At 53.7% G+C, this 25,943-nt stretch carries 26 protein-coding genes; 15 read left to right on the top strand and 11 right to left on the bottom strand.

Annotated elements, in window-relative coordinates; translation table 11 throughout:
- Positions 1-180 precede the first annotated feature (180 nt).
- From nrfD to AC16KF_RS03850, 11 genes are all read right to left on the bottom strand, one after another.
- Positions 181-1,446, bottom strand: coding sequence for an NrfD/PsrC family molybdoenzyme membrane anchor subunit (gene nrfD, locus AC16KF_RS03900; RefSeq protein ID WP_484035986.1), 1,266 nt, complete (start codon positions 1,444-1,446; stop codon positions 181-183).
- A gap of 2 nt (positions 1,447-1,448) precedes the next feature.
- On the bottom strand, positions 1,449-2,285 hold the full coding sequence (gene dsrO / locus AC16KF_RS03895) for a sulfate reduction electron transfer complex DsrMKJOP subunit DsrO (protein WP_484035985.1): 837 nt from the start codon (positions 2,283-2,285) through the stop codon (positions 1,449-1,451).
- Positions 2,286-2,321: 36 nt separating this feature from the next.
- Entirely contained in the window at positions 2,322-3,143 is an 822-nt protein-coding gene (locus tag AC16KF_RS03890) for a cytochrome c3 family protein (RefSeq protein WP_484035984.1), read from the bottom strand.
- 183 nt (positions 3,144-3,326) lie between these two features.
- Positions 3,327-5,510 (bottom strand): cytochrome c3 family protein, encoded by a 2,184-nt coding sequence (locus AC16KF_RS03885; RefSeq protein WP_484035983.1) that lies wholly within the window; start codon positions 5,508-5,510, stop codon positions 3,327-3,329.
- Positions 5,511-5,692: 182 nt separating this feature from the next.
- On the bottom strand, positions 5,693-5,962 hold the full coding sequence (locus AC16KF_RS03880) for a DUF411 domain-containing protein (protein WP_484035982.1): 270 nt from the start codon (positions 5,960-5,962) through the stop codon (positions 5,693-5,695).
- Positions 5,963-6,244: 282 nt separating this feature from the next.
- Positions 6,245-7,159: a UbiA family prenyltransferase gene (locus AC16KF_RS03875; protein ID WP_484035981.1), complete on the bottom strand. Its 915-nt coding sequence runs from the start codon at positions 7,157-7,159 to the stop codon at positions 6,245-6,247.
- Positions 7,160-7,162: 3 nt separating this feature from the next.
- Entirely contained in the window at positions 7,163-7,930 is a 768-nt protein-coding gene (rquA, locus tag AC16KF_RS03870) for a rhodoquinone biosynthesis methyltransferase RquA (protein ID WP_484035980.1), read from the bottom strand.
- A gap of 27 nt (positions 7,931-7,957) precedes the next feature.
- On the bottom strand, positions 7,958-8,329 hold the full coding sequence (locus tag AC16KF_RS03865; RefSeq protein WP_484035979.1) for a succinate dehydrogenase/fumarate reductase transmembrane subunit: 372 nt from the start codon (positions 8,327-8,329) through the stop codon (positions 7,958-7,960).
- A gap of 7 nt (positions 8,330-8,336) precedes the next feature.
- Positions 8,337-8,741, bottom strand: a complete 405-nt coding sequence (locus tag AC16KF_RS03860) for a succinate dehydrogenase/fumarate reductase transmembrane subunit (protein WP_484035978.1) — start codon at positions 8,739-8,741, stop codon at positions 8,337-8,339.
- A 27-nt stretch (positions 8,742-8,768) separates the two neighbouring features.
- Entirely contained in the window at positions 8,769-9,770 is a 1,002-nt protein-coding gene (locus AC16KF_RS03855) for a prenyltransferase (protein WP_484035977.1), read from the bottom strand.
- A gap of 33 nt (positions 9,771-9,803) precedes the next feature.
- Positions 9,804-10,202, bottom strand: coding sequence for an RrF2 family transcriptional regulator (locus AC16KF_RS03850; RefSeq protein ID WP_484035976.1), 399 nt, complete (start codon positions 10,200-10,202; stop codon positions 9,804-9,806).
- 244 nt (positions 10,203-10,446) lie between these two features.
- Between AC16KF_RS03850 and AC16KF_RS03845 the strand changes: the two genes are divergently transcribed.
- The 15 genes from AC16KF_RS03845 (at position 10,447) to ubiG (ending at position 25,943) form a co-directional block, all read left to right on the top strand.
- Positions 10,447-10,716, top strand: coding sequence for a metal-sensitive transcriptional regulator (locus AC16KF_RS03845; protein WP_484035975.1), 270 nt, complete (start codon positions 10,447-10,449; stop codon positions 10,714-10,716).
- Between the two features lie 31 nt (positions 10,717-10,747).
- Positions 10,748-11,164 carry a cupredoxin domain-containing protein gene (locus tag AC16KF_RS03840; protein ID WP_484035974.1) on the top strand — a complete coding sequence of 139 codons (417 nt, stop codon included), beginning with the start codon at positions 10,748-10,750 and terminating at the stop codon, positions 11,162-11,164.
- A 23-nt stretch (positions 11,165-11,187) separates the two neighbouring features.
- A complete protein-coding gene (locus tag AC16KF_RS03835; protein WP_484035973.1) occupies positions 11,188-11,406 on the top strand; it encodes a heavy-metal-associated domain-containing protein in 219 nt (72 codons plus the stop codon).
- A gap of 176 nt (positions 11,407-11,582) precedes the next feature.
- Positions 11,583-13,736 (top strand): copper-translocating P-type ATPase, encoded by a 2,154-nt coding sequence (locus AC16KF_RS03830; protein WP_484035972.1) that lies wholly within the window; start codon positions 11,583-11,585, stop codon positions 13,734-13,736.
- Positions 13,737-13,871: 135 nt separating this feature from the next.
- Positions 13,872-14,063, top strand: a complete 192-nt coding sequence (locus tag AC16KF_RS03825; RefSeq protein WP_484035971.1) for a YHS domain-containing protein — start codon at positions 13,872-13,874, stop codon at positions 14,061-14,063.
- 38 nt (positions 14,064-14,101) lie between these two features.
- Positions 14,102-14,305, top strand: a complete 204-nt coding sequence (locus tag AC16KF_RS03820) for a hypothetical protein (protein WP_484035970.1) — start codon at positions 14,102-14,104, stop codon at positions 14,303-14,305.
- A 22-nt stretch (positions 14,306-14,327) separates the two neighbouring features.
- Positions 14,328-16,775: a heavy metal translocating P-type ATPase gene (locus tag AC16KF_RS03815; RefSeq protein ID WP_484035969.1), complete on the top strand. Its 2,448-nt coding sequence runs from the start codon at positions 14,328-14,330 to the stop codon at positions 16,773-16,775.
- A 49-nt stretch (positions 16,776-16,824) separates the two neighbouring features.
- Positions 16,825-17,208 carry a DUF2203 family protein gene (locus tag AC16KF_RS03810; protein ID WP_484035968.1) on the top strand — a complete coding sequence of 128 codons (384 nt, stop codon included), beginning with the start codon at positions 16,825-16,827 and terminating at the stop codon, positions 17,206-17,208.
- Positions 17,209-17,267: 59 nt separating this feature from the next.
- Positions 17,268-18,164, top strand: coding sequence for an EamA family transporter RarD (gene rarD / locus AC16KF_RS03805; RefSeq protein WP_484035967.1), 897 nt, complete (start codon positions 17,268-17,270; stop codon positions 18,162-18,164).
- Positions 18,165-18,262: 98 nt separating this feature from the next.
- A complete protein-coding gene (locus tag AC16KF_RS03800; RefSeq protein WP_484035966.1) occupies positions 18,263-20,320 on the top strand; it encodes a sensor histidine kinase in 2,058 nt (685 codons plus the stop codon).
- Positions 20,321-20,323: 3 nt separating this feature from the next.
- Positions 20,324-22,024: a sensor histidine kinase gene (locus AC16KF_RS03795; protein ID WP_484035965.1), complete on the top strand. Its 1,701-nt coding sequence runs from the start codon at positions 20,324-20,326 to the stop codon at positions 22,022-22,024.
- 281 nt (positions 22,025-22,305) lie between these two features.
- Positions 22,306-23,550 (top strand): sugar phosphate isomerase/epimerase family protein, encoded by a 1,245-nt coding sequence (locus AC16KF_RS03790; protein WP_484035964.1) that lies wholly within the window; start codon positions 22,306-22,308, stop codon positions 23,548-23,550.
- A 69-nt stretch (positions 23,551-23,619) separates the two neighbouring features.
- On the top strand, positions 23,620-24,099 hold the full coding sequence (locus AC16KF_RS03785; protein WP_484035963.1) for an S-ribosylhomocysteine lyase: 480 nt from the start codon (positions 23,620-23,622) through the stop codon (positions 24,097-24,099).
- A 13-nt stretch (positions 24,100-24,112) separates the two neighbouring features.
- Entirely contained in the window at positions 24,113-25,240 is a 1,128-nt protein-coding gene (locus AC16KF_RS03780) for a sedoheptulose 7-phosphate cyclase (protein WP_484035962.1), read from the top strand.
- Entirely contained in the window at positions 25,227-25,943 is a 717-nt protein-coding gene (ubiG, locus tag AC16KF_RS03775; protein ID WP_484035961.1) for a bifunctional 2-polyprenyl-6-hydroxyphenol methylase/3-demethylubiquinol 3-O-methyltransferase UbiG, read from the top strand. The genes AC16KF_RS03780 and ubiG overlap by 14 nt, the downstream gene beginning before the upstream one ends.

The raw sequence follows: 25,943 nt of genomic DNA, 5'->3' as shown, positions 1-25,943 counted from the left end.
ATCACCCTCAGTACATAGATCAAACCATGTTGGGGATGCAGTTACACTGCATCCCGCTCGCAGTCGCACTGCGAGCGAACAAACATACGGAACGTTATTAATTTACCGACCCTTAGACATAGATAAAACCGCATCCAAATCGGAGGCGGTTCGATTGGCTATCACCCGGTTTTGCGGGCGTTAATGCGCGGTATCGGGCCCTTTGAAAGGCAAATAGCGCGCGGCAAAACTGAATGCCAACAGCCAGTAACTGACGACCAAGCTGGCAACGGCAAATTCGGGCCAGGTTGGGATATAAGAACTGACGCGGATGATCGGCGTGTAAGGATCATACGTGGGCATGGCGATCAACCCGGCAAAATTATAATTCCAACGAGTGAGAACAGTTGCCGCCATGGGGAAGAGCGAAAACACCATCAGGTATCGGAAGCTTTTAATTGATTTCGCCGAGAACATCGCCGCGCCGGCAATGATCGGAAGCAGAATTTGCCCGATCCAAAACGTCGATGAATACGGCGCGACGGCATTCAATGCTTCGGTTTGCAGGGCGATGTTCACGTCGAATGAATAGTAATAGGTGACCGCCCAATCCCACAGGCGCAGGTAAGTGAGCAACAAGGTTATTCCGCCGGAGAGACGCGCAACGTCATAAAGAATTTCATCCTTGACCAACCCCGGGCGCATCACGCGGAACATGATCACGCCCGTGAAAAACAGGAATGCGACCCCGCCGCTCATGGCGGAAAATACGAATTGAACGGGGGCGCTTTGGTTGAACCACACCCCGCGTCCGTTGAGCACGGAGTAGTATGCGCCGAGCGATGCCTGATGGAGCAGGGAAAGCGTCAACCCGACCACGGCAAGGACAGGCACCAGTTTGTGAAGCCAGTGCGCGAGTTTTTTTGCAAGCTCCACAAGTTTCTTGACGATCGGATATCGCTTATGTAAGGAATGCTCGTAGAAAAATGAATGTTCAACGACCACCGGCAAAATCTCCGCTGAGAGAACGCCAAGGTATAAGATCACGCACATGGTGATTTCCCAAAGCAGGGAGTGGGGTTGCCAGAACACCATTGGGTGCCAAAAGCGGAACGGCTGACCCAGGTCGAACCAGATGACCATGCCGGCGGTGGTATACCCCAGGAAGCCGAGAAGCACAGCCAGTTTTGCCACGATTTCAAACCGTTTGAGCTTCATAAGGTAGACGATCACCCCAAACACAAAAGCGGAACCGCCCAGCGAGATCGAGGCTAGGTCCATCACAACCCATAACCCCCACGGGACTTTATTCGTCAAACCTGTGACATCCAACCCGTCTCGTAGAACAACGAACGCGCCGTACATTCCGAACAAAATCCCCAATGTGAGGAGCCCGATCCAGTATGGGAAGATATCCACGCTTTTCTTGCCGAACCGAAACCTGGGAATGTGAATGTCTGTTTGCATGGCTAGTTTCCTTGGAAGGGATTATCCGTATGCGATTCGGGCGGGATGTAATACACACGCGGCTCTGTGCTGAGTTCCTCCCGCAGGCGCAGAGTGACCGTTGCTTCCGCCAGGGCGACTGAGATTGGGCTGGTCGCGTCGTTCATATCGCCAAAGATGCGCGCGTTGGTGGGGCAGGCAACCACGCAGGCAGGAGTCGCTTGATGGTCGACGCCGGGGACGAGCCCTCGCTCCAATCCCGCATCGATGCGATGCGAGCAGAAAGTGCATTTCTCCACCACGCCGCGAGGACGGTTGGGAACTTCTTGATAACCGAACGTGGGAGATTGCGGGCTGAGTTCGATCGGCTCCTTCCAATTGAACACGCGCGCATCGTATGGACAGGCGACCATGCAGTATCTGCATCCGATGCAACGGTCGTAATCCATTTCCACAATTCCGTCTGGGCGCTTGCGCGTCGCCGCTACAGGACAGGCTTGCACGCAGGGGGCTTCGTCGCAATGCATGCATGGGCGGGAGAGGAAGAATTCTTCGCCAGATCGCGTGGTTTCAGTGGTGACCACGCAGTAACGCATATCGTCTGCGAGATTGTTGACCGCGTTACACGCAAAAGTGCAATATTGGCAACCGATGCACAGGTTGATATCGATGAGCATTCCCCATTGATGACCGGTTCCTTCTCCGCCGCTGGAGGCGCGCGCGGCGGACAGCTTTCTCGCCATGGGAAGTTGGGTCAGCGCGGCGGCTCCCGCCATTGCTCCCGCCAGTTTGAGAAAATCTCGGCGCGAGGTTTTGTTCTCTTCCTCATCGGAAGTTATTTTATCGTCATGCTCGGTCATAGTCGGTCTCCATGAAGTTCGAGGGTGACATTCGTTTTATTCGGAGGGGGATGGCTTGCCCGGTTCTTTGCCGATGAGCGCCCAGGCGATCACGCCGCCAAAGATGAACCCGCCTAACACGTACACCCAGTTAGGCAACGCCACGCCGCCCTTTACGGGTTCTGACGACTCTTCCGCCGTTGTGGCAGGCGCGGGAGGGGTGGCGTCGACCGGGGCTTCGCTGTTCCCTAGCGCCTTGATTTCAAGCCCCGCATCGCGGATCAATTTTGCCTCATGGAGGTTGTTATGGCACGTTTCGCAAGAGGCGACCGAGACGACCATGGTGTGATCGTTTTCCCTTCCCATGTGGCAGTTTTCGCAGGTCAAGCCTGCCGCGAAGTGCGTCGATTCGAGCGTGCTGTCCATTTCGTCTTTGTGGCAGTTCTCGCACACGGTATTCGATCCCTCGGCGAGTTTCATGCCTTGTGAATGTTGTTCATGACAACTGACACAACTCAAACCCATTTGACCGTGTTGGCTGATCGCCATTTGCCCGGCAACATCCTTTTCGGTTACGTTCGAGTGACAGACGATGCATGTGTCGTTTTCTTTCTCGATCGTGAATTTTGCCGTGTCGGGGTGTGTACCCGACGTATCGGCAATTTTATGGCAGACCGTACAACTGACATTTGCCTCGCGGTGCGGGCTATGTTCCCATAGGTTGTACGCCAGATCGTGGCATTCCAGGCATTCGTTCGGGCTTTGCATTGCCGGCTCTACCGCAGAGACGCTCTGGGATGGAACAAAAACCAACGCGGCGAGCGTGACAAACAGAGCAAACGCGCCGGCAAATAAAAAAAAGTATGGGGTTGGTTTCATGGTTTGGCTTCTCCCGTAATTAGGGTGGATTGATCCGAAATTGATGGTACTGGTTATTTGGTTTATGAGTTAGTGTAGACTGTCATAAATATGGACAATGAACGTCATTACAATCTTCTTTGCCTAATGACAAGGCGGCGGTAAGGAAACCCGCCGCCTTGTTGATCTTGTGTTCTGCTATATTTATGGGCGCGTATAAGCGCTGACGTTGCCGCCGAGGTCTTCGATCGAGTCGATCAGGAACTGGATCACAAACTTCGGGTTGTGGGCAAACGCGCCGGGGTCTTTCTGAACGTACTGATAGTTGAACGCGGCTTTGACGAGTCGCGGCGTCCAGGCGGCGTACCCTTGCCCGTCGGCGCCGAAGAAGTACGGGTACGCGTGCGAGTCATACGAGATGATTCCGCCGTGCGCTTCCGAATACACCTGCATCTGGGCGTAGAGCGCTTCGGTCAACGTGGCGATCTCGCCGCTGATCCCTTCCGTCACATCGCCGTCGCCGTCGTAATCCACATCCGTTTCGCGGATGGTAGTCGGGTCGGTGGTGTCGTGGCAGGTTTCGCAAGATTCGACCTTCGGCTCGAGCGCGTGCACATCGTGACAATCCTGGCACTTGTTGGCTTTCCCTTCTTCAGAGGCGTGCAGGTTCATGCCGGCATATTCCTTGCCTTCGTACATGTACGCGCCTTGAACATCAGACCCAAACAGAGTGGCGCCTGCCGCAAAGTAATGGATGTTCTTGAAGCGGATCTTCGCATCCACGGTATCGAGGTCCTTACCACGGAGACTGGCATTCATGCTGGTTGTGGATTCGCGTCCCTGATGGCAGGAGATGCATAAGTTAGAGTCGTCTGGCAGGAAGTTGCCATCGGCATCTTTTCCGCCGTAACTAACCGTCTTGCCGCTGGGGAAGACAACCGAATTGATGGTGTAGCGATCGGGGAAATTCGCTCCATCATGGCAGGTTGAGCAGGCGAAACCATTGCTGGCGGGCGCAGGGCTGAGCCCGACGATGGTTGTTGCGCCGGTCGCGCTGACCATGGTCGACCCGCCCGCCGCGAGGAAATCAGGCAAGCCGGTTGCGGTATGGCACTTCACACAGCCAAATGGGACCACGCCATTCCCTTCTTCTTCGCTATCCCAGTGTCGGAATGCTTCTGTGTTCCCGGCGAAGTGACCGGCGTCGGAACGAGCGAGCGCGCTCACATCGCCGCCCAGATCGGCGATCGAGTCATACATCAATTGGATAATATATTTGCCGCCATGCGCGTACGCGCCGGGGTCTTTCAGCGACACTTGATAGTTGTACGCGGCTTTTAACAAGCGCGGGGTCCAAGTGGAATAAGCGTTCGGGAAAGCGGCTTCTCCTTCATCCACCGCGCCGTTGGCGTTGGTATCGTTGAAGAAGTATGGATAGGAGTGAGAGTCGTACACCAGCGCCGCCCCGGCAGTGTTTGCGGAATACGCCAGGATTTCGGCATACAGAATTTCGCGCAAGCCTTCCACCTCGTAGTACATGCCCTCTTCCACATCGCCGTCGCCATCGTAATCGTTGGCGGAGCTAACCATGCGCACATCTGCCAGATCTTCCACGGTCTTCACGTCCTCATGGCACTCCGCGCAACTTGCCACTTTCACATCCAACGTGTGCGGATCATGACAACCGATGCACGAATCAAAACCTTCGACATGTTGATTCTTCGAGTCGTACGCGAGACCATCGTATTGATAGCCGCCCATCGCCTTGCCGCCATACAGCGTTGCCGCGGCGGCGTAATAGTGAATGTTGCGGAATCCAAATTTTATATCCTTGCCCTGATCGTCTTTGATGGGGGCAACAACGGCATCAGGGTCGGTCGCCGCAAACTTCTCGATCTGCGCGTCCACACTGACTTTCGATTCCTGTCCTTGATGACAGACCATGCAACGCGCATCATCCCCGGCGGTGACCGTCACACCAGAGGGGAAGGTGACCGTTGTCTTAGAGATCGTCGCGGCATTATGGCACGCCACACACTGGATGCCTTGCGCTTCGCTCGCAGGGACGACTGCATCGACCTTAGACAGTTCACTGCCATCCACGCCGAGGAAATCCTCATAGCCTGAAGTTGTATGGCACTTCGCGCACGTGACAGGCACCTCGGCTGGGTCTTCCCCATCCCAATGGCGGAAGGGTTCGCTGGCTACATCCGCATGACCCGATTCTTGCCATTCAACCAAATAGGGCGTCTCTGGTATAAGCGCGGGAATTTCGGTGGGCGCGGGTGGTTCGGTTGGGGCGGCTGTGGGGGTGTTCCCGCAGGCGGCGAGAATCACCCCCAGAATGATGGTCGCTCCGATGGAAATCAGTACGTTCTTCAGTTTCATAGTGGCATCTCCTTTCAATTTTCAATGCGTAGCGTAAGTGTTGCCACATCTCTTTAAAATATTGCAAATACCAATGTGTAGAGAACCTACGTCCTGAATTCTATGTGAGCGCCACATTAAGAGATAGTTAAATTCTTTCCTCTTTACGGTGACAAATGTCATAAAAGAGGTGTCCGAATTCATTATGGGTAACTGGCATACACATCTCGTCTGCCGTCGGCGGTAAACAAGATCACGTCATAGGGTTGAGTTCCAACTCCCGCGGTCTCCATTCCGGGCGAGCCGATGGGCATCCCTGCGACCGCCAAGCCAATGGCGTCGGGTTTTTCGGCGAGCAAGCGGTTAATCTCGGATACTGGGACATGTCCCTCGATCACATAGCCATCCACGATGGCGGTGTGGCATGATTCGAGTTCAGTTGGCACCTGATATTGAGCTTTGACAGGACCCATATCTTGCACATTCTTCACGATCGCGTCAAAGCCGTTCTCTTCGATGTACTGAACCCAGTCGCCACAACAGCCTCAGGTAGGAGAGCGGTATACCGTAATCGGAATTCCGCCTGAATTTTCACTCGCGCACGCGCTCATCAAGAGGGAGAGCGCCGCTAGCAGTATGAACAGTTTTTTCATTTTCAATTCCTTTCTTTGAAAGTCCGTGCCGCAAAGTTCACGTTGCGGTTGCGTATCGAAACAATGAGCAAATCGCGCGATCAGTTTTGTGCTGCGGCTTGCCTACTGGTGAGATAGCAAGAATCCAACGCCAGTTCCAAGCGCAAACAGGACAAATGTAAGCAGTGTGCCAGCCTGCGCGGGGATGATCTGATCGGTTTTCTCCGGGTGGGCAAGCAGGCGTTTCGCGGCTGAGAACGCCGGTACTGCCGCGCTCAATCCCAGCCAGAGGGTGAACGGGAGATCCAAAAACGGCAGAGCCAGCAAAACGACAAATGGGATGGCGACGATTCCCGCAAAGATAAGGCTGGAATTCTTTTTCCCCAGGCGCGCAACAATCGTCCTCTTTCCGGCGCTTTGGTCTGCGTTGTAATCTGGAAATTCGTTGATGAGCAGGAAGGCGCCGATCAGAATTCCAAGCGGGATAGACACGAGGATAACCTCCAAGGAAACTGCGCCACGTTGAACGAGAAACGTTCCCGCGCCAATGATCGGACCATATGTTACCGCGACCGCCAACTCCCCCAATCCGCGATAGGAGAGTTTGAGCGGCGGCGCGTGATAAGAGAACGCCAGCGCGACGCCTATCATTCCGATCCAAAATACTCCCGGCTCGCGCCATAGCGCGATGGATAATCCCGCGAGACTTCCGAGCAGGTAACAAACGAACGCGATACCGATGGTTTGACCTTTTGTCAATAGAGCGTCTACCAGCACGCGCTTGCCGCCAGAGAAAGGAGAGCGGTCTTCCTCTTGCACCGCCTGGTCGTTGCCGCTGTTCCAGTCGAAGATTTCACCGGAGGCGTTCTTTGCCACTTCGATGGCGAAAATTCCCAACACGGTAACAGCCAGCCATCCGAAATGAAGCGGGGCAGTTGCCGCCGCCGCGCACGCCCCCAAAAACATCGAAGCGAACGAGGCGAGCGAAATCTTTGGGTCGGCGAGTCGCCATAATCCCTGCCAGAATGCGGGTTTCATAGGCTATTTGTGAACAACCACGATCTGGTACATGCCGCCAAACATAGTTGCCTTGAAAACATCCACAGGGATAAAATCTTTTGGTAGCCATGCCCCAATCTTGGTCTTCCAGATCTCCAGGGCAAAGGGTTCGAGCATGTTGAACATGATTGGATAGAGATAGCGGAGAGGATTCCACCAAAACGGTTTGTGAAAATCAACGATAACCAGTTTCCCGCCGGGTTTGAGGACGCGCAGCGCTTCGCTTAATGTTTGTTTTCGAACTTCCGCGGGCATTTCATGGAGCAGGAAGAACATCACCGCCTGATCGTATGTTGCGTCTTCCATGGTCAGGTTCGCGGCATTATTTTGGATGTACTGGACAGGCGCGTTGTGAGGCATTTTTCTTCTTATGTTTTCCAATTGGGCGGGGACGACATCCGCAATATCAAGCGAGGCGCCTGCGGCGATACGGTCTGCCAGTTGGGTGGAAAATTCGCCGTAGACCGCGGCGATCTGTAGTGTGCGTCCATGGATTTGATTGCCCAGCGCGTCCAAAGCCCGGTCGCGTAGTTGATCCATATTGCCCAGCAAGATCAAGTTGACGATCCAGGGGTGATCGAAAAATGAGATCGCGTAAGGTCGAACGTAAGCCCACCAGTACGTGTTCTCGAGATAGGCGGGGATTTGGACATTCGCGGGGTAAGGCTGATCCTTATCCTTTGCCCATGAGTCTACAATCCGAGACAGTGTTCTTCCGTTCTTGATGTTCTGGCTGATGGTGGTGTTCATGAGGTTGCTTCTCCTTTAAGAAGTTTGTTATTTTGCAACGCCGCCGATGATTCCAAGAATGCCGACAGCGGAGAGCGCGAGCCAAAATAAGAGCAGGAGGATGTTCAGCGCTTTTCGCGTCGTTGTGACGGACGCGAAGTCGAACAATATCTGTCTCAGCCCGGTGATGCCGTGCGAGAAGGCAAACGCCAGCAGCAGGATATCGTAGACGCGCCAGCCGAGGGTTGCCCAGCGATCCGCGACCAAGCTTAAGTTGACATTTTCAGCGCCAATGATGAGGGTGGTGAATATTGCGTGGAACCAGACCATTGGCGCCAGCAAGATGGCGCTCAGACGCAGGTATTTCCATGCGGCTGTATCGAAGGTGGGTTTGATCCGAAGGCGGCGATTGGTTGTCATAAGTTTGCTAGATGATGTGAAGACCATGTAACGCCATAATGACGGCGGCTGGAAGCCAGAGGAGGATGGCAATGATCCAGGTGGCGCGAACAGAATGAAGGGCGGGATGAGGCGTCCACAAGTCGAGATGAAAAAGGTCGAAGTAGGCGATACGAAATCCATTCACGCCATGAAAGATGACCAGGAATGCCATGATAATTTCAGCGGCAAGCCCGGCGGGGGTTCGCAAACCGCCGTTGAGCGAGTCGTATACGCTTGGCATGTAATGAGCCGTTGATTCAAGCAGGATATGCAGGCTGAGGAAGACCAAAACGCCCAGCCCCGAGATGCGGTGCATGAGGAATGTATAGTGTGATATGCCCCCGTGATAGCGTATGAGCCCTGACACGCCGTTGACAATATTTTTGACCATGCCGAACGTGCCTTTATGGGCGGATGTTTATACGATTAACTTGTGGAGAACCACATCCGCCAAGACGCCGAGAATAAAAAGCGAACCAAACGCGCGGTTATACATAAACGCGAGCGGCGCGAAATACAGGGGCCAGCCGCCCTGACCCTGAGGGAATCCTTCCGGTCGTTCTTCAGGCTTGGGCTTGAGGAACGCCGGGGCAACTTGTTTCAACTTGGGAAGGGCAAACAAGACGATCAGCAGTACCGGTGAAAAAGTACCCGTTGTCACGAGGTAGATGACGATGAAATAGGGGAGGATCATCATTCCCAAAACCGCGTATCGGGAGGCTTTCTCCCCCAGAAGCGACGGCAGGGTGTGAATGCGCTTTTCCCGGTCGGGCATCATTTTGTCGATATGTTTGCCAAAAATGACCGTAGTGACGCCCAGAGCGTAGACCGCGCTGGCGATCGCAATATTCCAATCCCAGATGTGCGTGATGACGAAATATCCTCCGCCCACCATGAGCGGACCCCACACAAGAAAAACGGCGATCTCGCCGAGGGCAATATATTTTAGGGGCCAGGTGTAGAACAATAGGAAGAACGCGCCCGCGCCAAGCAACGCCCAAGTGACTGTGTTGAAGTTGGTTTGCCAGACAAGGTAAAGCCCGCATACGAACGCAAGTAAAACGGTGACGAAAAAATAGGCGAGATGTTGCCGCTGGCTGAGTAACTGGTTTTCGAGGGGATGTGGACCATACATGGTGCGGAAGTAATTGTGACGATCCACGCCGCGCGAATAATCCACATGATCGTTGAGCAGATTGTTACTGGCGTGGGCGAGGACGAGTCCCAACGTGAGGGCAACCCATGCGGAAAGATCGAACGAGTTGGCGCGCCAGGCAAACAGTCCGGCAAGAACCGCCGACATGGCGGTCATCACTAGAACAGCCGCGCGAGTCGAGATCAGCCACTTTGAGAAAATATCCAGACCATCCCATTCCTGCTTGGATACGTTGGGAATTACCGTGAGAGCTTTTCGCCACATTGGGAGGTTCATTGAGCGCTCTGTGATGTCTCGTTAGGGGGTTAATTGAGCGAACGAGGTGTTCTTGAGTTTGGCGACCAATTCATTTTGCGCGTCGCACCACACCGGGCGGATGGGGCAGGTCTCGTCGAACGAACATGCGCCAGATTTTTCCACACACATATTAAGTTGGATCGGGCCGTCGATCGCCTCGATCACTTCCAACAGTGAAATTTGGTCCGGCTCCCGCGCGAGCGTGATGCCGCCCCGGGCGCCCCGGGAAGTGTGCAGTAACCCTGCCACAGAGAGTTGTGAGATGATCTTTGCCAGAAAAGACGGCGGAATTTTCTGTTCCCTGGCAACCTGACTGGTGGCGATCCGTTGATCTTTGCCCGCGCGCGCAAGGTACAAAATAGCTCGCGTGGCGTAGTCGGCTTGGCGGGTGATTTGCATGGTTACCTTCCTTGTTTTGGGCGGGTTGGACAGCGCGGCATTCCGATAATTTGGACATTCAAAATCCTCGATGAAAGTGTATTTTGGAAGGGCGTGTCCGAGAAGTGACAGATGTCATGAATGCGGATGATGATTTTCGCGCCCAAATTCCTTGACGGATTGCCGCTGGCGAAGTATATTCACCCTACCCCCCTGGGGGGGGTAAGACCCAGGCGGAAGCCGCCGTCGGAAATCCGAGGACAACATGGAAAATGAAGCTACAATCCGCCGTTTGAAAACCATCGAAGGGCACCTGCGCGGCGTCATCCGCATGGTGGAGGAGGACGCCTATTGCATTGACGTGATCCGCCAGATCCAGGCGGTGGATGCGGCGTTGAACAAGGTCAGCGCTCAGATTCTGGAGAATCACCTGAACTCATGCGTCATTTCCGCAGTGCAGGGAAACGACAAAAAGGAGCGACAACGCGTTTTGAAAGAAATTACCGAAGTGTTCGAGATGTCTACAAAAGTTTGATGTTTTCCCAACCTTTACAAGGAGTTGAAAGATGCTGAAAAAGATTTTGCCTGCGTTTGTTTTGGTCTTCCTGCTGACGGCTTGCGGAGCCGCGGCTAGCCCGGAGAAAGCGATTACTCTGGAATTGACCGATTTCGCTTTCGGTCCGTCGTCGGTCACGATCCCGGCGGGTCAGCCTGTCAAGATCACTCTCGAGAACAAAGGGCTTGTCGAGCATGATTTTGTCATCGAAACCATAGATGCCTCCATGGAATCCATGCAGGATAACGGCTCTGAAATGCACCACATGGAAGGCGGCGCCTCAGAAGCCGCTGTGCATGCCGCCGTGCAAGCTGGCGGGACTTCCACGCTTGAGATCACCGTTGCAAAACCAGGCACGTATCAATTCTTCTGCTCGGTTCCCGGGCACAAAGAAGCCGGAATGATCGGCGAATTGATCGTCAAATAAAACAAATTCAAGGAGATAAAACCATGACCACAGTTACCTATTCCGTCCCTGCCATGCACTGCGACCACTGCACTCACACCATCGAAATGGAAGTGGGGGAGTTGCAAGGCGTTCAGGCAGTGAAAGCCGATCTGAACACCAAGAAAGTTCAGATCACATTTGATACGCCCGCTAGCGAGCAAAGCATCAAAGCGTTGCTCTCGGAAATTGACTATCCCGCCGAGGGATTGATCACGTTGTAAGAGAGCACTTCTTGTAGAAATCGAAAAAGAGCCTCAGCCACAGAGAACACCGAGTTCGCAGAGATTCTAAAAGAGTTTTCTCAGAGTTCTCTGCGCGCTCTGCCGTCTCGCACCGTCGTGCTCGCGGCACGAATGGTGTGGCAAAGAAGAGTTGAGAACCAGTCCTAAAGAGCAAAATGACAGACCACACCACACATGAGCATCACGACCATTCCCAAATGGAACATGACGCTCATCCCACGCCGAAAGTGGACTCACACGCCGAACACATGACTCATACCCCCGCGCCACAAAGCGGACATGAGATGCATGGCGCACATGCCGCGCATGGAATGAGCAAGGCGGACGAGCACGCAGGTCACGTAGACCACAGCGGACACGAAGACATGTTCCGCACGCGGTTCTGGATTTCGCTGTTGCTGAGCATTCCCGTTTTGCTGTATACGCCTATGCTCCAGATGTGGTTCGGGTTCAGGATGCCTGAGTTCATGGGCAGTCAGTGGGTGGCGGCTGTGTTCGCCGTAGTCGTTTTCGTCTATGGCGGCGTGCCATTCCTTCAAATGGCTGTCCCTGAGATTCGTAATCGCCAGCCTGGCATGATGTTGTTGATCTCACTGGCGATCTCTGTTTCTTTTGTATACAGCCTCGCCGCGTTGTTCTTTAATTTAGGCGAAGGTTTCTTTTGGGAATTGGTCACGCTCATTGACATCATGTTGCTTGGGCATTGGATCGAGATGCGAAGTGTGCGTCAGGCATCTGGCGCGTTGAACGCCTTGGCAAAGTTGATGCCTGATACTGCCGAACACATCATGCCTGATGGCAGTGTTCACACCATGCCAGTCTCTTCGTTGAAGTTGAACGATCTCGTGCTTGTCCGCCCTGGGGCGAGTATCCCTGCCGACGGCGTGGTGGCAGACGGCGAGTCGGATGTGAACGAAGCGATGATCACGGGCGAGTCGCTTCCCGTGAAAAAAGTCGCGGGCGCGAAAGTCATCGCTGGCAGTATCAATCAAGATGGAAGTCTGCGCGTGCGCGTGTCCGCCATCGGAGAACAGACCGCGCTGGCTGGCATCATGCGCTTGGTGCGTGACGCGCAACAAAGTAAATCGAACACGCAAATACTAGCCGATAAAGCCGCGGGTTGGTTGTTCTATCTTGCCATCGGCGTTGCCGCCCTCACTGCTATTTTATGGACGCTCGCATTGGGCTTTGATCTTTTCACGTTGGAGCGCGTCGTCACGGTGTTGGTCATCGCCTGTCCGCACGCGCTGGGGCTGGCTGTCCCGCTGGTCGTGGCGATCAGCACCACGTCCGCGGCGCAGAACGGAATTTTAGTCCGCAACAGATTGGCGCTTGAAGCCGCGCGTGAAATTGATGTCGTCATCTTTGACAAAACTGGCACGCTCACAAAAGGCGAGCAGGGAGTGGTTGCGATCAAAACTAATGGCGTGGATGAAAACCACGCTCTCGCGCTGACTGCGGCTGTGGAGGCGGATTCGGAACACATCATCGCCCGCGCGATTCGCGACGCGGCGAAAGAAAAAAATTTGCATCTGCCCGTCATCTCCGATTTTGAAGCCATCAAAGGACGCGGTATCCGCGCGAAACACAACGGGAAAGATTTGTGGGTGGGCGGTCCGCGTTTGCTGGAGATGCTCAACCTTCAGCCTGATTCGGCGATTTCGGAATTCGCTTCATCCTCAGGGACAAAGGGTCAGACCGTCGTCTACCTGATCGTTGATGGGAAGATTTTCGCCGCCCTCGCGTTGGCGGATGTCATTCGCCCTGAAAGTTATTCGGCGATTCAAAAACTCAATGAGATGAATGTGCAAGTCGCCATGTTGACGGGTGATAGCAAGGATGTTGCCAAATCCGTTGCCGATGAACTTGGCATCAAATTGTATTTTGCCGAAGTGTTGCCCGAACATAAAGACGAGAAAGTGATTGAGTTACAGAAGCAAGGCAAAAAAGTTGCCATGGTCGGTGACGGAGTCAACGACGCGCCCGCCCTCACTCGTGCCGATGTGGGCATCGCCATCGGCAGTGGCACGGATGTGGCTGTCGAGTCGGCGGGAATCATCTTGGTGAAAAGCAACCCGCTGGATGTCGTCAAAATTTTCAAGTTGAGCCGCGCCAGTTACAACAAGATGATTCAAAACCTGATCTGGGCTTCAGGCTACAACATCGTTGCCCTACCTTTAGCCGCTGGAATTCTCGCCTCGGCTGGAATTCTTCTTTCACCAGCCGTAGGCGCGTTGTTGATGTCGGTCAGTACCATCGTCGTGGCGATCAATGCTCAAATGTTGCGGCGCGTTGATTTGTCGCAGTAAAAACTATTAAACCTCTTGCGAAAATCATTCGTAGGTCAGGCTTTTAGCCTGACGCCTTCTAGATTGACAAATGGCGGGTTGAAAACCCGCCCTACAAATTCTTATCCAAGATATGCATTCAAAAGGAGATTCAAAATGACACAACCTTTCGTAGACCCCGTATGCGGTATGGACGTAACGCCCGAATCTGCGGCTGGCACATCCGAATATAAAGGCGTGACGTACTACTTCTGCGCGCCTGGTTGCAAGAGGTCATTCGACAAAGACCCCGAGAAATATTTGAATAAAGGCGAGCAGGCTGAACACCACGACCATTCATCTCATTAGTGTGGTCTGCGTTCTCTAACGCCGACGGACTCAAAATCATGTCAGAACCATTTGATAAACCGCAAGCCGCGAAAGCAAAGACGGTCTGCGGTGGCACGTTGACGGATACCAGCGGTTACCCAAGCGCGATCTATCGCGGTGAGCAAATATATTTTTGTATCCCCGCCTGCCTGCGCGCTTTCGAAAAGAACCCCGACGCTTTTATGGCGGGCGAGATCGAACATCCATTAGATGAAGATTGAACGAAAGAAGATAACAAATAGTATGTCCGACACAAAACAACTCACTCTCCCCATCACAGGCATGACCTGCGCCAACTGCGTTGCGACCGTTGAACGCAACCTCAAGAAACTCGATGGCGTCAACTCGGCGGTTGTCAATCTCTCGTCCGAACGCGCCACTGTGGACTTTGATTCCGCCAAGCTGGGAATCACAGATTTCATTGCCCGAGTCAATCGCGCGGGATACGGCGTGGCGACTGGCGACGCCGAGATCATCATCAAGCGACTCTCCGATGATAACGATGCGCGGCGGCTTGAAAAGTCGCTTGCGAGTCTTGAGGGCGTGCTCGAAGCGCAAGTCAATTATGCAAACGAAAAAGCGCGCGTGCGTTACGTGCCGACAGTGGTGAGTCAGTCTGAGATCCGCGCGGCAATTTCAAAGTCGGGGTTTGAGGCGGTGGAGTTGGGCGGCGAAGCGGAAGATGCCGAAGCCATCGCGCGCGAACATGAGATTCAGGAACAGCGGCGTCTGTTCATCATCGGTTTGATCTTCACGGTCCCGTTGTTTGTTTTTTCGATGCTGCGCGATTTTAATTTCTTCGGGCATTGGGCGCACGAAAGTTGGGTGAACCTAACGATGATGCTCGTTGCCGCGCCTGTTCAATTTTATGTGGGCTGGCAATATTACGTCGGCGCGTACAAGTCACTGCGCAACGGCTCTGCCAACATGGATGTGTTGATCGCGATGGGTTCGTCGGTCGCGTACATCTATTCGGTGTTCATTACATTCGGCGCGATTGCTGGTCACGTGTATTTCGAGACTGCCGCGGTCATCATCACCTTGATTCGACTCGGAAAATTTTTGGAAGCGCGCGCAAAAGGACACACCTCCGAAGTGATTAAAAAACTGATGGGACTCCGCGCCAAAACAGCCCGCGTCATCCGCGACGGGCAGGAGGCTTCCGTTTCGATTGACGATGTGCGCGTCGGCGACGTGGTCCTCGTCAAACCTGGTGAGACGATTCCCGTGGACGGCGTGGTGATCGAAGGCAAGTCCAGCGTGGACGAGTCCATGCTGACGGGCGAATCGCTTCCCGTTGAAAAGAAGCAAGGCGACGCGGTCATCGGCGCGACGTTGAACAAACTCGGCGCGTTGAAATTTGAAGCGACAAAAGTCGGCAAAGAGACCGCGCTCGCGCGAATCATCAAACTCGTTGAAGACGCGCAAGGGAGCAAGGCTCCGATTCAAAAACTAGCCGATCAAGTTTCGGCAGTATTCGTCCCTGTGGTCATTGGCATTGCTTTACTAACTTTTGCTATTTGGTATTTCGTTGTCCCCCAATTTACCAATTACCAATTCTCTGATTCTCCCTTCACCACGGCGTTGATCAACATGGTTGCCGTTCTCGTCATCGCCTGTCCCTGCGCGATGGGACTTGCCACGCCAACCGCTGTGATGGTGGGAACAGGCAAAGGCGCGGAGTTGGGATTGCTGTTCAAAAACAGCGAAGCGCTCGAACGCGCGGGCAAAGTCAATGTTGTGGTGTTGGATAAAACGGGAACGATCACGAAAGGTCAACCCGCGGTGACGGATATTGTGGTACATGGAAAGTGGAAAGTAGACGAGTTGCTGCGTTTCGCGGCAAGTGTTGAAAAAGGAAGCGAACATCCGCTTGGCGAGGCGATCTGGGCGGAGGCGACGGCTCGGGGGTTGGGTTTGGGCGAAGCGGCTGGGTTTGCGGCAGAGGCTGGGCATGGCGTGCAGGCTGAGGTCGAAGGAAGAAGCGTTGCCGTTGGCAATCTCCGCATGATGAACGCGCGGAACTATCCCTTGAATGGGCTCGAATCCGAAGTCTCTCGTTTGCAAGCCGAAGCGAAGACTGCGATGCTTGTCGCGGTTGACGGACAAGTCGCTGGCGTGATCGCGGTGGCGGATACGCTGAAAGAAAATTCAAAAGACGCGATTGATGATCTTCATCGCATGGGTTTGAAAGTTGCGATGATCACAGGCGACAACCAAAAGACAGCAGAGGCGATTGCCAAGCAAGTCGGAATTGATGAAGTGCTGGCTGAAGTTTTACCTGAAGGAAAATCGTCCGAAGTCAAGAAACTCCAATCGAAAATCGAAAATCGTAAATCTGAAATCGTAAATGTGATCGCCATGGTCGGCGACGGCATCAACGACGCTCCCGCGCTCGCGCAAGCCGATGTTGGAATTGCCATCGGCACTGGAACGGATGTCGCCATCGCCGCCGCGCCTGTCACGTTGATGAGCGGCGACCTGCGCGGCGTGGCGCGCGCCATCTCGCTTTCGCGCAAGACGCTCTCGACGATCAAACAGAATTTATTCTGGGCTTTTTTCTACAACGTGATCCTGATCCCCGCCGCCGCGCTCGGTTGGTTGAATCCCATGCTTGCGGCAGGCGCGATGGCGTTCAGCAGTGTGTTCGTGGTGACGAATAGTTTGCGGTTGCGACGGGCAAACATTTAGATAGAAAGGCGGCGATAAGCCGCCTTTTTGTTTGGTGTATACTCACTCCATGCCACAATACTTTACTGTACAGGAAGCTAATGAAACCTTGAAGATCATCCGCCCGCTGATGGATGAAGTGATGCAAATCCGCCAGCGGATTCTTGCCAACCAGCCTGAAATTTGGTCAGCCGTCGAGAAGTCTGCGGGGAACGGTGGCAACCCCACGTTGAGCAAGATGGTCCTTGAATTTGAAAAATTCGACGCGTTGCTTCATCAGATACTGGATACGGGCGCGCAGATCAAAGATATCAACATCGGCTTGCTCGATTTCTCCGCGCTGAAAGACGGACGCGAAGTGTATTTATGTTGGCAACATGGAGAGGGCGACATTGCCTTCTGGCACGAGATCGAAGACGGGTATGCAGGGCGGCAACCGATTCACTCGTTTTAGTAAGGTCGCGCGTTATAGCCGCATCCGATTCAAACAAATCCATATTGCTCAGGAGAAAAATGAATAAAGGAATTTTGAATGGCATTGTCGCGTATGCGTTGTGGGGGTTCTTCCCGATCTATTGGAAATTGCTCCATGATGTGCCTGCCATTGAATTGCTTGGGCATCGCATTGCGTGGTCATTTTTGTTATTGATCGTTACCATCATGGTCATGCGCCAATGGGATGACTTTCGTTCCGCCTTGAACGCGCGGACATTCCGAATTTATCTCATCGCCGCGATCCTGATCGGCGTCAACTGGTTGACGTATGTGTGGGCGGTCAACGCGGGGTTTATCGTCGAAACCAGTTTGGGCTATTTTATCAATCCCTTGCTGAGTGTGTTGATGGGTGTAATCTTCCTGCGCGAGCGATTACGCTCTGCGCAATGGATTCCCGTCGCGCTTGCCGCGGTAGGGGTGGCGTACCTCGCGTTCGCGTATGGTCGCCTTCCATGGATCGCGCTACTGCTGGCGTTCACTTTTGGATTTTACGGACTGACGAAAAAGCTCGCGCCGCTTGGCTCGGTGTTCGGTCTCACACTCGAAACGGGGATACTTTTTCTGCCCGCGGTTGCTTATCTCGGATGGGCGGAAGTCAATGGAAGCGCGGCATTTTTACACACGGGAACAACTCCCGACCTGCTGATGATCGGCGCGGGCGTGGTGACGACCATCCCGCTGTTGCTGTTTGCCTCCGCCGCGAAGCAGATCCCCCTTTCGATGATCGGCATCTTGCAATATCTCGCGCCGACGATTCAATTCCTGATCGGTGTGTTTGTCTATGACGAACCCTTCGACCAATCACGGCTGATCGGTTTCAGCATTGTGTGGCTTGCCTTAATCGTCTTCTGGGTGGAGAACTATTGGGCTAGCCGCGTTCCGTTGTCTGCGCTTTCCACGGTGAGCGAAAAATAGCCGCGCCGCAGGCTACATAGAGCAGGGGATGTTTGGAAGCCTCCTCGGGTTTAACGATAAAATCGCCGTGTTATACTGCGTGAGGAGGCTTCAGGCACGTGAACACCAGTCGCTTTCGAAAAATCTTTCAACCCCTCTTTGGAACCGATCGGCGGAATTTGACCGCGCGGTTGTTACATTCGATGATCTGGGCGGTGATGATCATCGGCGCGCTGATTCTTCTTTTCGATCTACTCGAGGGGAAAGCATCCTTCGACGCAAGAACGAGCATCATCTTCGGTTTGCTGGTCGAACAATTTCTTCTGCTCCTCCTTTTGAGATTGGGATATGTGAATACCGCCACCAACATCGCCTTGCTCTCGTTGTGGGGCGCGATGACCTACGGGGCATGGTATTCGGATGGCGTGCATGACTTGGCGATTTACGTATACATGCTCGTTATTCTCATTGCCGCCCTGTTGGCAGACTGGCGAATTCCCATTTTCATTGCCGCGATAAGCATCGTCGCGATTTGGGGCATGGCGATTGCCGAGTTGCGCGGAGATTTGGTCCCGCAGATCGATTCGGCGCTGGGTCGCGCGCGTGATCTGACCGCGATCTTTGCCTTCCTGGTTTTTCTCATCTTTTTATTGATCAAAATTCTGCGCGATGATCATGAAAAAACTCAAGAGGATTTTGCGGGCAGGTTGCGCGCGGAAAAAGCGTTGCGCGAAGGCGAGGAACGATTCCGCAGCATTTTTCAATCCAGCCCGATTGCGATCGTTCTGACCAGCCTCAACGAGGGACGGTTGCTCGACGCTAATGCGGCGTATTGGAGGTTAACCGGTTTTATTCCAAGCCAGGCGCTGGGGCGCACCTCTATTGAATTGGGGATTTGGGAGGATGAATCACTGCGGAGAAAATTCGTTACAAAACTGCGCGAGGAGAAAACAATCCACAACCCCGTCTACGAATTTTTTTCCGCCGCAGGCGAGACGAAGATCACAGACGCGTATTATGAGTTGATCGATTTCGATGACAAGCCCGCGATTCTCTCCTTGTTTCTGGATGTCACAAAACAAAAACAGGCTCAAGACGCCCTCTTTCAAAGCGAACGCCGCATGCGCGCCATATTCGACGCAATTCCCGATATGCTCTTCGAGTTACAGCGCGATGGAACGATTTTGCGATTTGTCCCATCCGCGTTGTTCGACCCATTGATGCCGCCTGAGGAATTCCTCGGTAAAAAAGTGTCGGAGGTGCTTCCGCCGCTCGCGGAACAGACGGCATTCGCCATAACTCGCGCGCTGGAATCGGGCCAGGTAAACGCGTTTGAATATCAGATGCCGCAAAGCGGGGAGCGCAAAACGTTCGAAGCCCGGATCATATCCATCGACTCCGATACCGTCATGGCGATGATCCGGGATGTGTCTCTCGTCAAATGGATAGCCACCGAACGTGAAAAACTGATCAACGAACTGGAGGCAAAAAATGCGGAACTCGAACGGTTTGTGTATACCGTCTCGCATGATTTAAAGTCTCCGTTGGTGACCATCGTAGGTTTTTTGGGCTATCTCGAAGAAGATCTCAAGCGCGGCGATATGGAAGTACTGCGGAAGGATGTCCAGCGCATTTACCTCGCCGCGTATAAAATGCAAGACTTGTTGAAAGACCTGCTGGAACTCTCGCGCGTTGGGAGGGCGCTGAATCCTCCACAGATGGTTTCATTCGGAGAACTTGTCGAAGAAGCGCTCGAATTGACCGAAGGAAGCCTGCAGGCGCGCGGCGCGCGAACTTTGATTCAGCCGGACCTGCCGGTTGTATATGGCGACCACCAGCGTTTATTGGAACTTTTGCAGAACCTGATTGACAATGCCGCCAAATATATGGGCGATCAGGTCGACCCGACGATTGAAATTGGGCAGGCTGGGCGCGAAGGCGGCAAGCCGATCCTGTTTGTCCGTGACAATGGAATCGGCATCGCGCCGGAATACCATGAAAAAATCTTTGGTTTGTTCAATAAACTAGACCCGGGCGCCGATGGGACCGGTGTGGGGCTGGCGCTCGCCAAACGAATTGTCGAATTCCACGACGGCAGATTGTGGGTCGAAAGCGAGGCGGGGAAAGGCGCCACGTTCTACTTTACGCTTCCCTCCCAGTCCGAGTCTGCGCGCTAACCCATGTCTCACTCTCCCTTTCGGCGACTGCAAGAAGCATTCATCGAACCTCCTCAGATCGCGGAGGATATTGCGCTCCGTCATAAGTCGCGCCTGCTGAATATCTTTCTATTGATCATGATCGTGATCTTTATGGGCGTGGATGGTTATTACCTCGCCTCTATCCCGGGTTACCAGCCTCCCTGGTATGGGTATGTTTTTCTGGTTGGGTCTTACGTTGTGAATCGCGCTGGTTTCTACCGCGCTTCGGCGTTGTCGATCCTCATTATGTTCCCGGTGGTCATCTTCATCAATATCGTTTCCGGCACGTCCTCATCTCCTGTGACAACCATCTATTATCTGATCCCAGGGCTGATCCTGGCTGGGATATTACTCTCGCTCAAACTAACTATTCTCTTTGCGGTCGTTGAGGCGGCAATCCTGCTTTCCATTCCCTTTGCCGCGCCGCAATCTTTTGCCGATTTTGAATCCATCATTGGGCCTCTCTCCGCTTTTCTCATCAGCGCTGTGCTGGTATTAGTTTCGATCAGCCACCGCAACAGGGTGGAAGCGGAGCGGCAAGAAGAACTGCGTAGAAGCGAAGAACGCTATCGTTTGATCTCGTCGGTCACCTCCGATTATGTGTTCTCCAACATACAGGACGAAAAGGGCGACATCGCGCTTAACTGGGTGGCGGGAGCGTTCGAGCGGATATCGGGCTATACGGTGCAAGAATTCAATGAGCGCGGCGGGTGGGTGGCTACGATCTACCCCGACGATATCGAGAAGGACGCGCGCGATATGGACAAAATTCGCAGGGGCGAAACGGTGATCTCAGAATTGCGGACCGTTCATAAAGACGGCTCGATCCGCTGGGTGAGAAATTATGCTCATCCTGTTTTGGATTCGCAACAAAATACATTGATCGGCATTTATGGCGCGGTTCAGGATGTCACCGAACAAAAGCAGGTTCAACAAGAACGCGAGGACTTGATCAGGGAATTGGAAGCCAAAAATGCCGAACTGGAGCAATTCGCCTACACGGTTTCGCATGACCTGAAAGCGCCGCTTATCACGATCAAAGGTTTCCTCGGTTTTCTCCCCGAAGACGCGCGCTCGGGAAATGTGGAGCGGCTTGAAGGCGATCTCCGGCGCATTGGCGATGCAACGGAGAAAATGCGCAAACTATTGGACGACCTTCTTGAGCTTTCAAGGATTGGGAGGCTGACGAATCCGCCCACTGTCATAGCGCTCAAAGCATTAATTGACGAAACTCTCGGCTTGCTCCAGGGTCGCCTGGCGGAAAGAAAAATCCGTATCACCATTGAGGATGATCTGCCTTTCCTCTATGGAGACCGGAGCCGCCTCTTGGAAGTTCTACAAAACGTATTCGACAACGCGTTGAAATTCATGGGCGATCAATCGAATCCGCAGATTGAAATAGGCGGGCAAAAGGAACCGCAGAATGGGTTTGTAACGATCTTTGTGCGCGATAACGGCATAGGCATTGCGCCGCAATATCATGAGCAGATCTTTGGCTTGTTCAACCGGTTGAATCCAAAGATCGACGGGACAGGCGTGGGCTTGGCGCTTGCCAAGAGGATCGTTGAATTTCATGGCGGCAGAATTTGGGTGGAGAGCCGGGTGGGCGAGGGCGCCACGTTTTACTTCACGCTTCCGCTGGCGGACCAAGCCAGCCCGGCGAGCGAATCGCCCTCATCCTGATGGAAAAGCGGATAATGCCGGGTCGGATTGTATCTATTTTCACAAACGGGAGTATAATCCTTGCGTTTGCAAAGACCGGCTCGCTTCTTCGCGTTGTTAGAAACCCTGGAGTACGAGAAAATCGCTTGTCATAGACGGTCTTCACGAAAGTTCAGGCAACGTGTCGCCTGCCTTGACGCAGTACAACTACGTCAAGAACTTCGTGCAGACGCAGCGCAATTGCGTCAAGAACTTCAGCATCAAGAACTTCACGGTTGGAAACGAGTTGTATTTCGGAGCGCATGATGATCAAACTCAGTTACAGCACCTTTGGGTTAACCAACCTCGATTTTTTGCGCGCCATCGAAGTGGTGGACAAAGCGGGCTACCCCGGCGTGGAACTCTCGTTTCACCGCGACCAATTCAACCCGTTCAACCTGACCGACGACGATCTCGACGCGATCAAGCGGAAGCTCGACTCGCTGGAAGTGACCGCGGCTTGCATGTCCACCGCCTCGCATTTCTTCACGCCGCAGCGTCCGCACGAACCTTCGTTGATGACTCCCGATCTGGCGGGACGCAAACGCCGCATTGAGCTTGTCCGCAGGGGAGTGCATGTTGCCCGCAGGCTGGGCATACCGCTCGTCTCGTTTGGAAGCGGCTTCATCCGCGATGAGCATGTGAGCAACCCGTCTGTCAATCCGCGCGAGTTGCTGGTGGATAGTATCCATCAATGCCTTTCGTCGTTGCGCGACGACGACAACATCACATTGTTGATCGAGCCTGAGCCCGGCATGTACATCGAGACGCTCGAGCAGGGCATGGATCTCGTGGATGAGATCGGTTCATCGCGTTTCCAATTGCACCTCGATCTGAATCATAACTATTGCTCCGAGACGAACTATCTTGAGGCGCTGGGCAAAGCCGCGCCGCGCGCGAAGTTTTTGCACGTGTCCGATTCGCAGGAGGGTTATAACCTAAAGCTGGTGAAGGCGAGTGACGACCTCAAGATGGATTTGAACTTTGCCAAATACCTGATCTACTTCCCCGAGACAGCGGATTATCTTTTAGTTGACCCCGATCACCCGATTTATTTTTACGATGAGCCCCCCGGCGCAAAGCAAAAGAAACTGATCGAAGCGATTCTGGGATCGGTGAACATCTCCGTGCCGCCCGCTTTTGTGGATTACAACAGCCTGTATGCGGGGCAGTCTCCGTTTGAGAGCGAAATTTTCGTCTACCTCATTTCGGTTCCGGGCTTGACTTACGATGTGCTGGAACGCGCTCGCCCGATCATCATCTATTTGCGAAGCACGAAAGACACAAACGGAAAACTTCTGATGGATAAGATGGTCGCCAACACGTTGACGGGCATTGTCCACTTCCACGAGATCCCCGGCGAGGGGACGATGGATTTTGCCGCCACGTTCAAGACCCTCAAAGACAACGGCTTCTCCGGCTATGCCTCGGTGGAGTTGTATCACCATGTGGCGTCGTGGGAAAAAGCGCTCGCGGATAGTTACAAACATTTGTCAAAGTTTGTATAGTACGGCAAACTTCAGTTTGCCTTTGTTTGTATAGTATGGCAAACTCCAGTTTGCCTTTGGAGTATTTTTATGATCAACCTCGAACAACTCGGTTGGGAGACAGCCACCGTCGGCGAACTCGACCATCGCAGATTGAAAGCCCCGCACGTCAAACTGCGCTCTGCGAAACCGGGCGCGGCTGGCGACGTGGTCTATTCGGTGGATTTGCGGATCAACCTGCCGAATTCTGTTTTCCTCTCATCCACCGAAATGCACTCCTTTGAGCATTTCTTATTGTGGGGATTCCAAAAGTATATGCCGCAGAATTTCATCTCCATCGGTTTGATGGGATGCCAGACCGGCTTCTATCTGGTTTTGCTCAATGAAGGACGCTCCGAAGCCGTGATGGATGTGTACGAAAAAATATTAAATGATATCTTGGTTGCCGCCGAAGTCCCTTACGCCAACATCGAACAATGCGGCAATTATAAGAATCACAGCCTCGAGATGGCGCAGGCTCTCGCGCAAAGGGTGTTAGACGCGAAAGCAGACTGGCGTCAGATCGTGTAGAGTTGGGACGAGAATGACCACGCGCAAAGTCACCTATCAACACACAATCGAATACGAGGTGATCAACACCTCGGGCTTGTTCCACCCGCAAAATTGGGCGTTGCTTTCGGTCGGCAAGATCGAAGACGCGCGCCGCTTTGTGGTGGTGGACGCCAACGTGGAAAAATATCACGGCGCCGCCATCCGCGCGTATTTTGATTTTCATCATGTGGATGCGCGTATTGTTATCTTTCCCGGCGGCGAGGAAAACAAGACGCTGGATCACTACCTCGCCCTTGCGCATGAACTCGACCTTTTTCCGATTCATCGCCGCGACGAGCCGATCATTGCCATCGGCGGCGGCGTGCTCACCGACCTGGTGGGCTTCGTGGCGGCGAGTCATCGCCGCGGCGTGCCGTACATCAAAGTACCGACCACGTTGATGGGGTATGTGGACGCCTCCATCGGCATCAAGACCGGCTTTAACTTCAACGGCAACAAGAATCGCCTCGGCGCTTTTCATGCCCCTCAAACTGTTCTGCTCGACAAAACGCTTCTCAAAACCCTTCCGCGCCGTCACCTCCTCAACGGCGTGTGCGAGATCATCAAACTTGCCGTCGTCTGCGATGCCGAATTGTTCGACCTGCTTGAATTGCATGGAGCGCAAAGTGTGGCGTCGCATTTTCAAAATGGAGAAAGCGACGTCCTACTCGACCGCGCCATCACCGGCATGATCAAGGAGTTGGAGCCGAATCTTTTCGAGGCAGAACTTGCCCGCAAGGTGGATTTCGGTCACACCTTCAGCTACGGATTGGAGACGCGGCACGAGGCGAATTTGCTTCACGGCGAGGCAGTGTTGCTTGACATCCTCCTCTCCACGCTGATTGCGCGCGGACGCAACTTGTTGACGGATTCTGACGCAGAACGCATCTTCCGCTTGACGCGCGAGTTGGGCTTCGCTTTCAACGCCTCTATCCTCGACCCCAGCCTGCTTTACTCCTCGTTGATCGAACGCACGTATCATCGTAACGGACTACAGCGCGTTCCCATGCCGCATGGTATTGGCGGCTGTACTTTCCTCAACGATATTAGCGCGACTGAAATTGAATCTGCTGTAAAAATTTTGGAAGATTGGATGACCAAAGAATATGAAATCCTTTGACAATGTTCATCAACGGGAGATCGATCGGTTCGATCACTTCTCCAGTATTTGGTGGGACTTGAAAGGCGAGATGGGCACTTTGCACATCATCAACCCGCTGAGGACGAAGTTCATCATGGAGCAACTCCCCGCGAACCCGAAGATCCTCGACGTGGGATGCGGCGGGGGGATCCTCTCTGAGGCGTTGGCAAAGGCCGGCGCGCGGGTAACAGGCTTAGACTTGTCCGAAGCGTCCGTCGAGGTGGCGAAACGTCACGCGCAGAGTCAGAATCTCCAAATTGATTATCGCTACGAAAGCGTCCAGGATGTGGCGGATCGAGAGGCGGGGACGTTCGACGGCGTCGCTTGTATGGAAATGCTTGAGCATGTGCCGGAGCCGGGCAAAGTGGTGGCGGCATGCGCGAAGGCGCTCAAACCCGGCGGGCAGGCGTTCTTCTCCACGATCAACCGCACGCCCAAAGCGTTTCTGTTTGCCATCGTCATGGGCGAATATGTTCTGCGTCTGTTGGCGCGCGGCACGCATACCTACTCGATGTTGATCCGCCCGAGCGAACTCAAGCAGTGGAACCGCGAGTCGGGGCTTGATTTTGCGCGCCTCGCCAGCCTGATGTACAATCCCATCACGCGCGGCTGGAAGGTTGCGCCGAATAAAGAAGACGTGAACTACATGGCGCATTTTATTAAAAGCAAAAGCGCAAAGTAA

The organism is Candidatus Defluviilinea gracilis (assembly GCF_057138825.1).
Note: the sequence above shows the minus strand (reverse complement) of the source record. Positions and strands in the feature narration are given on the sequence as shown.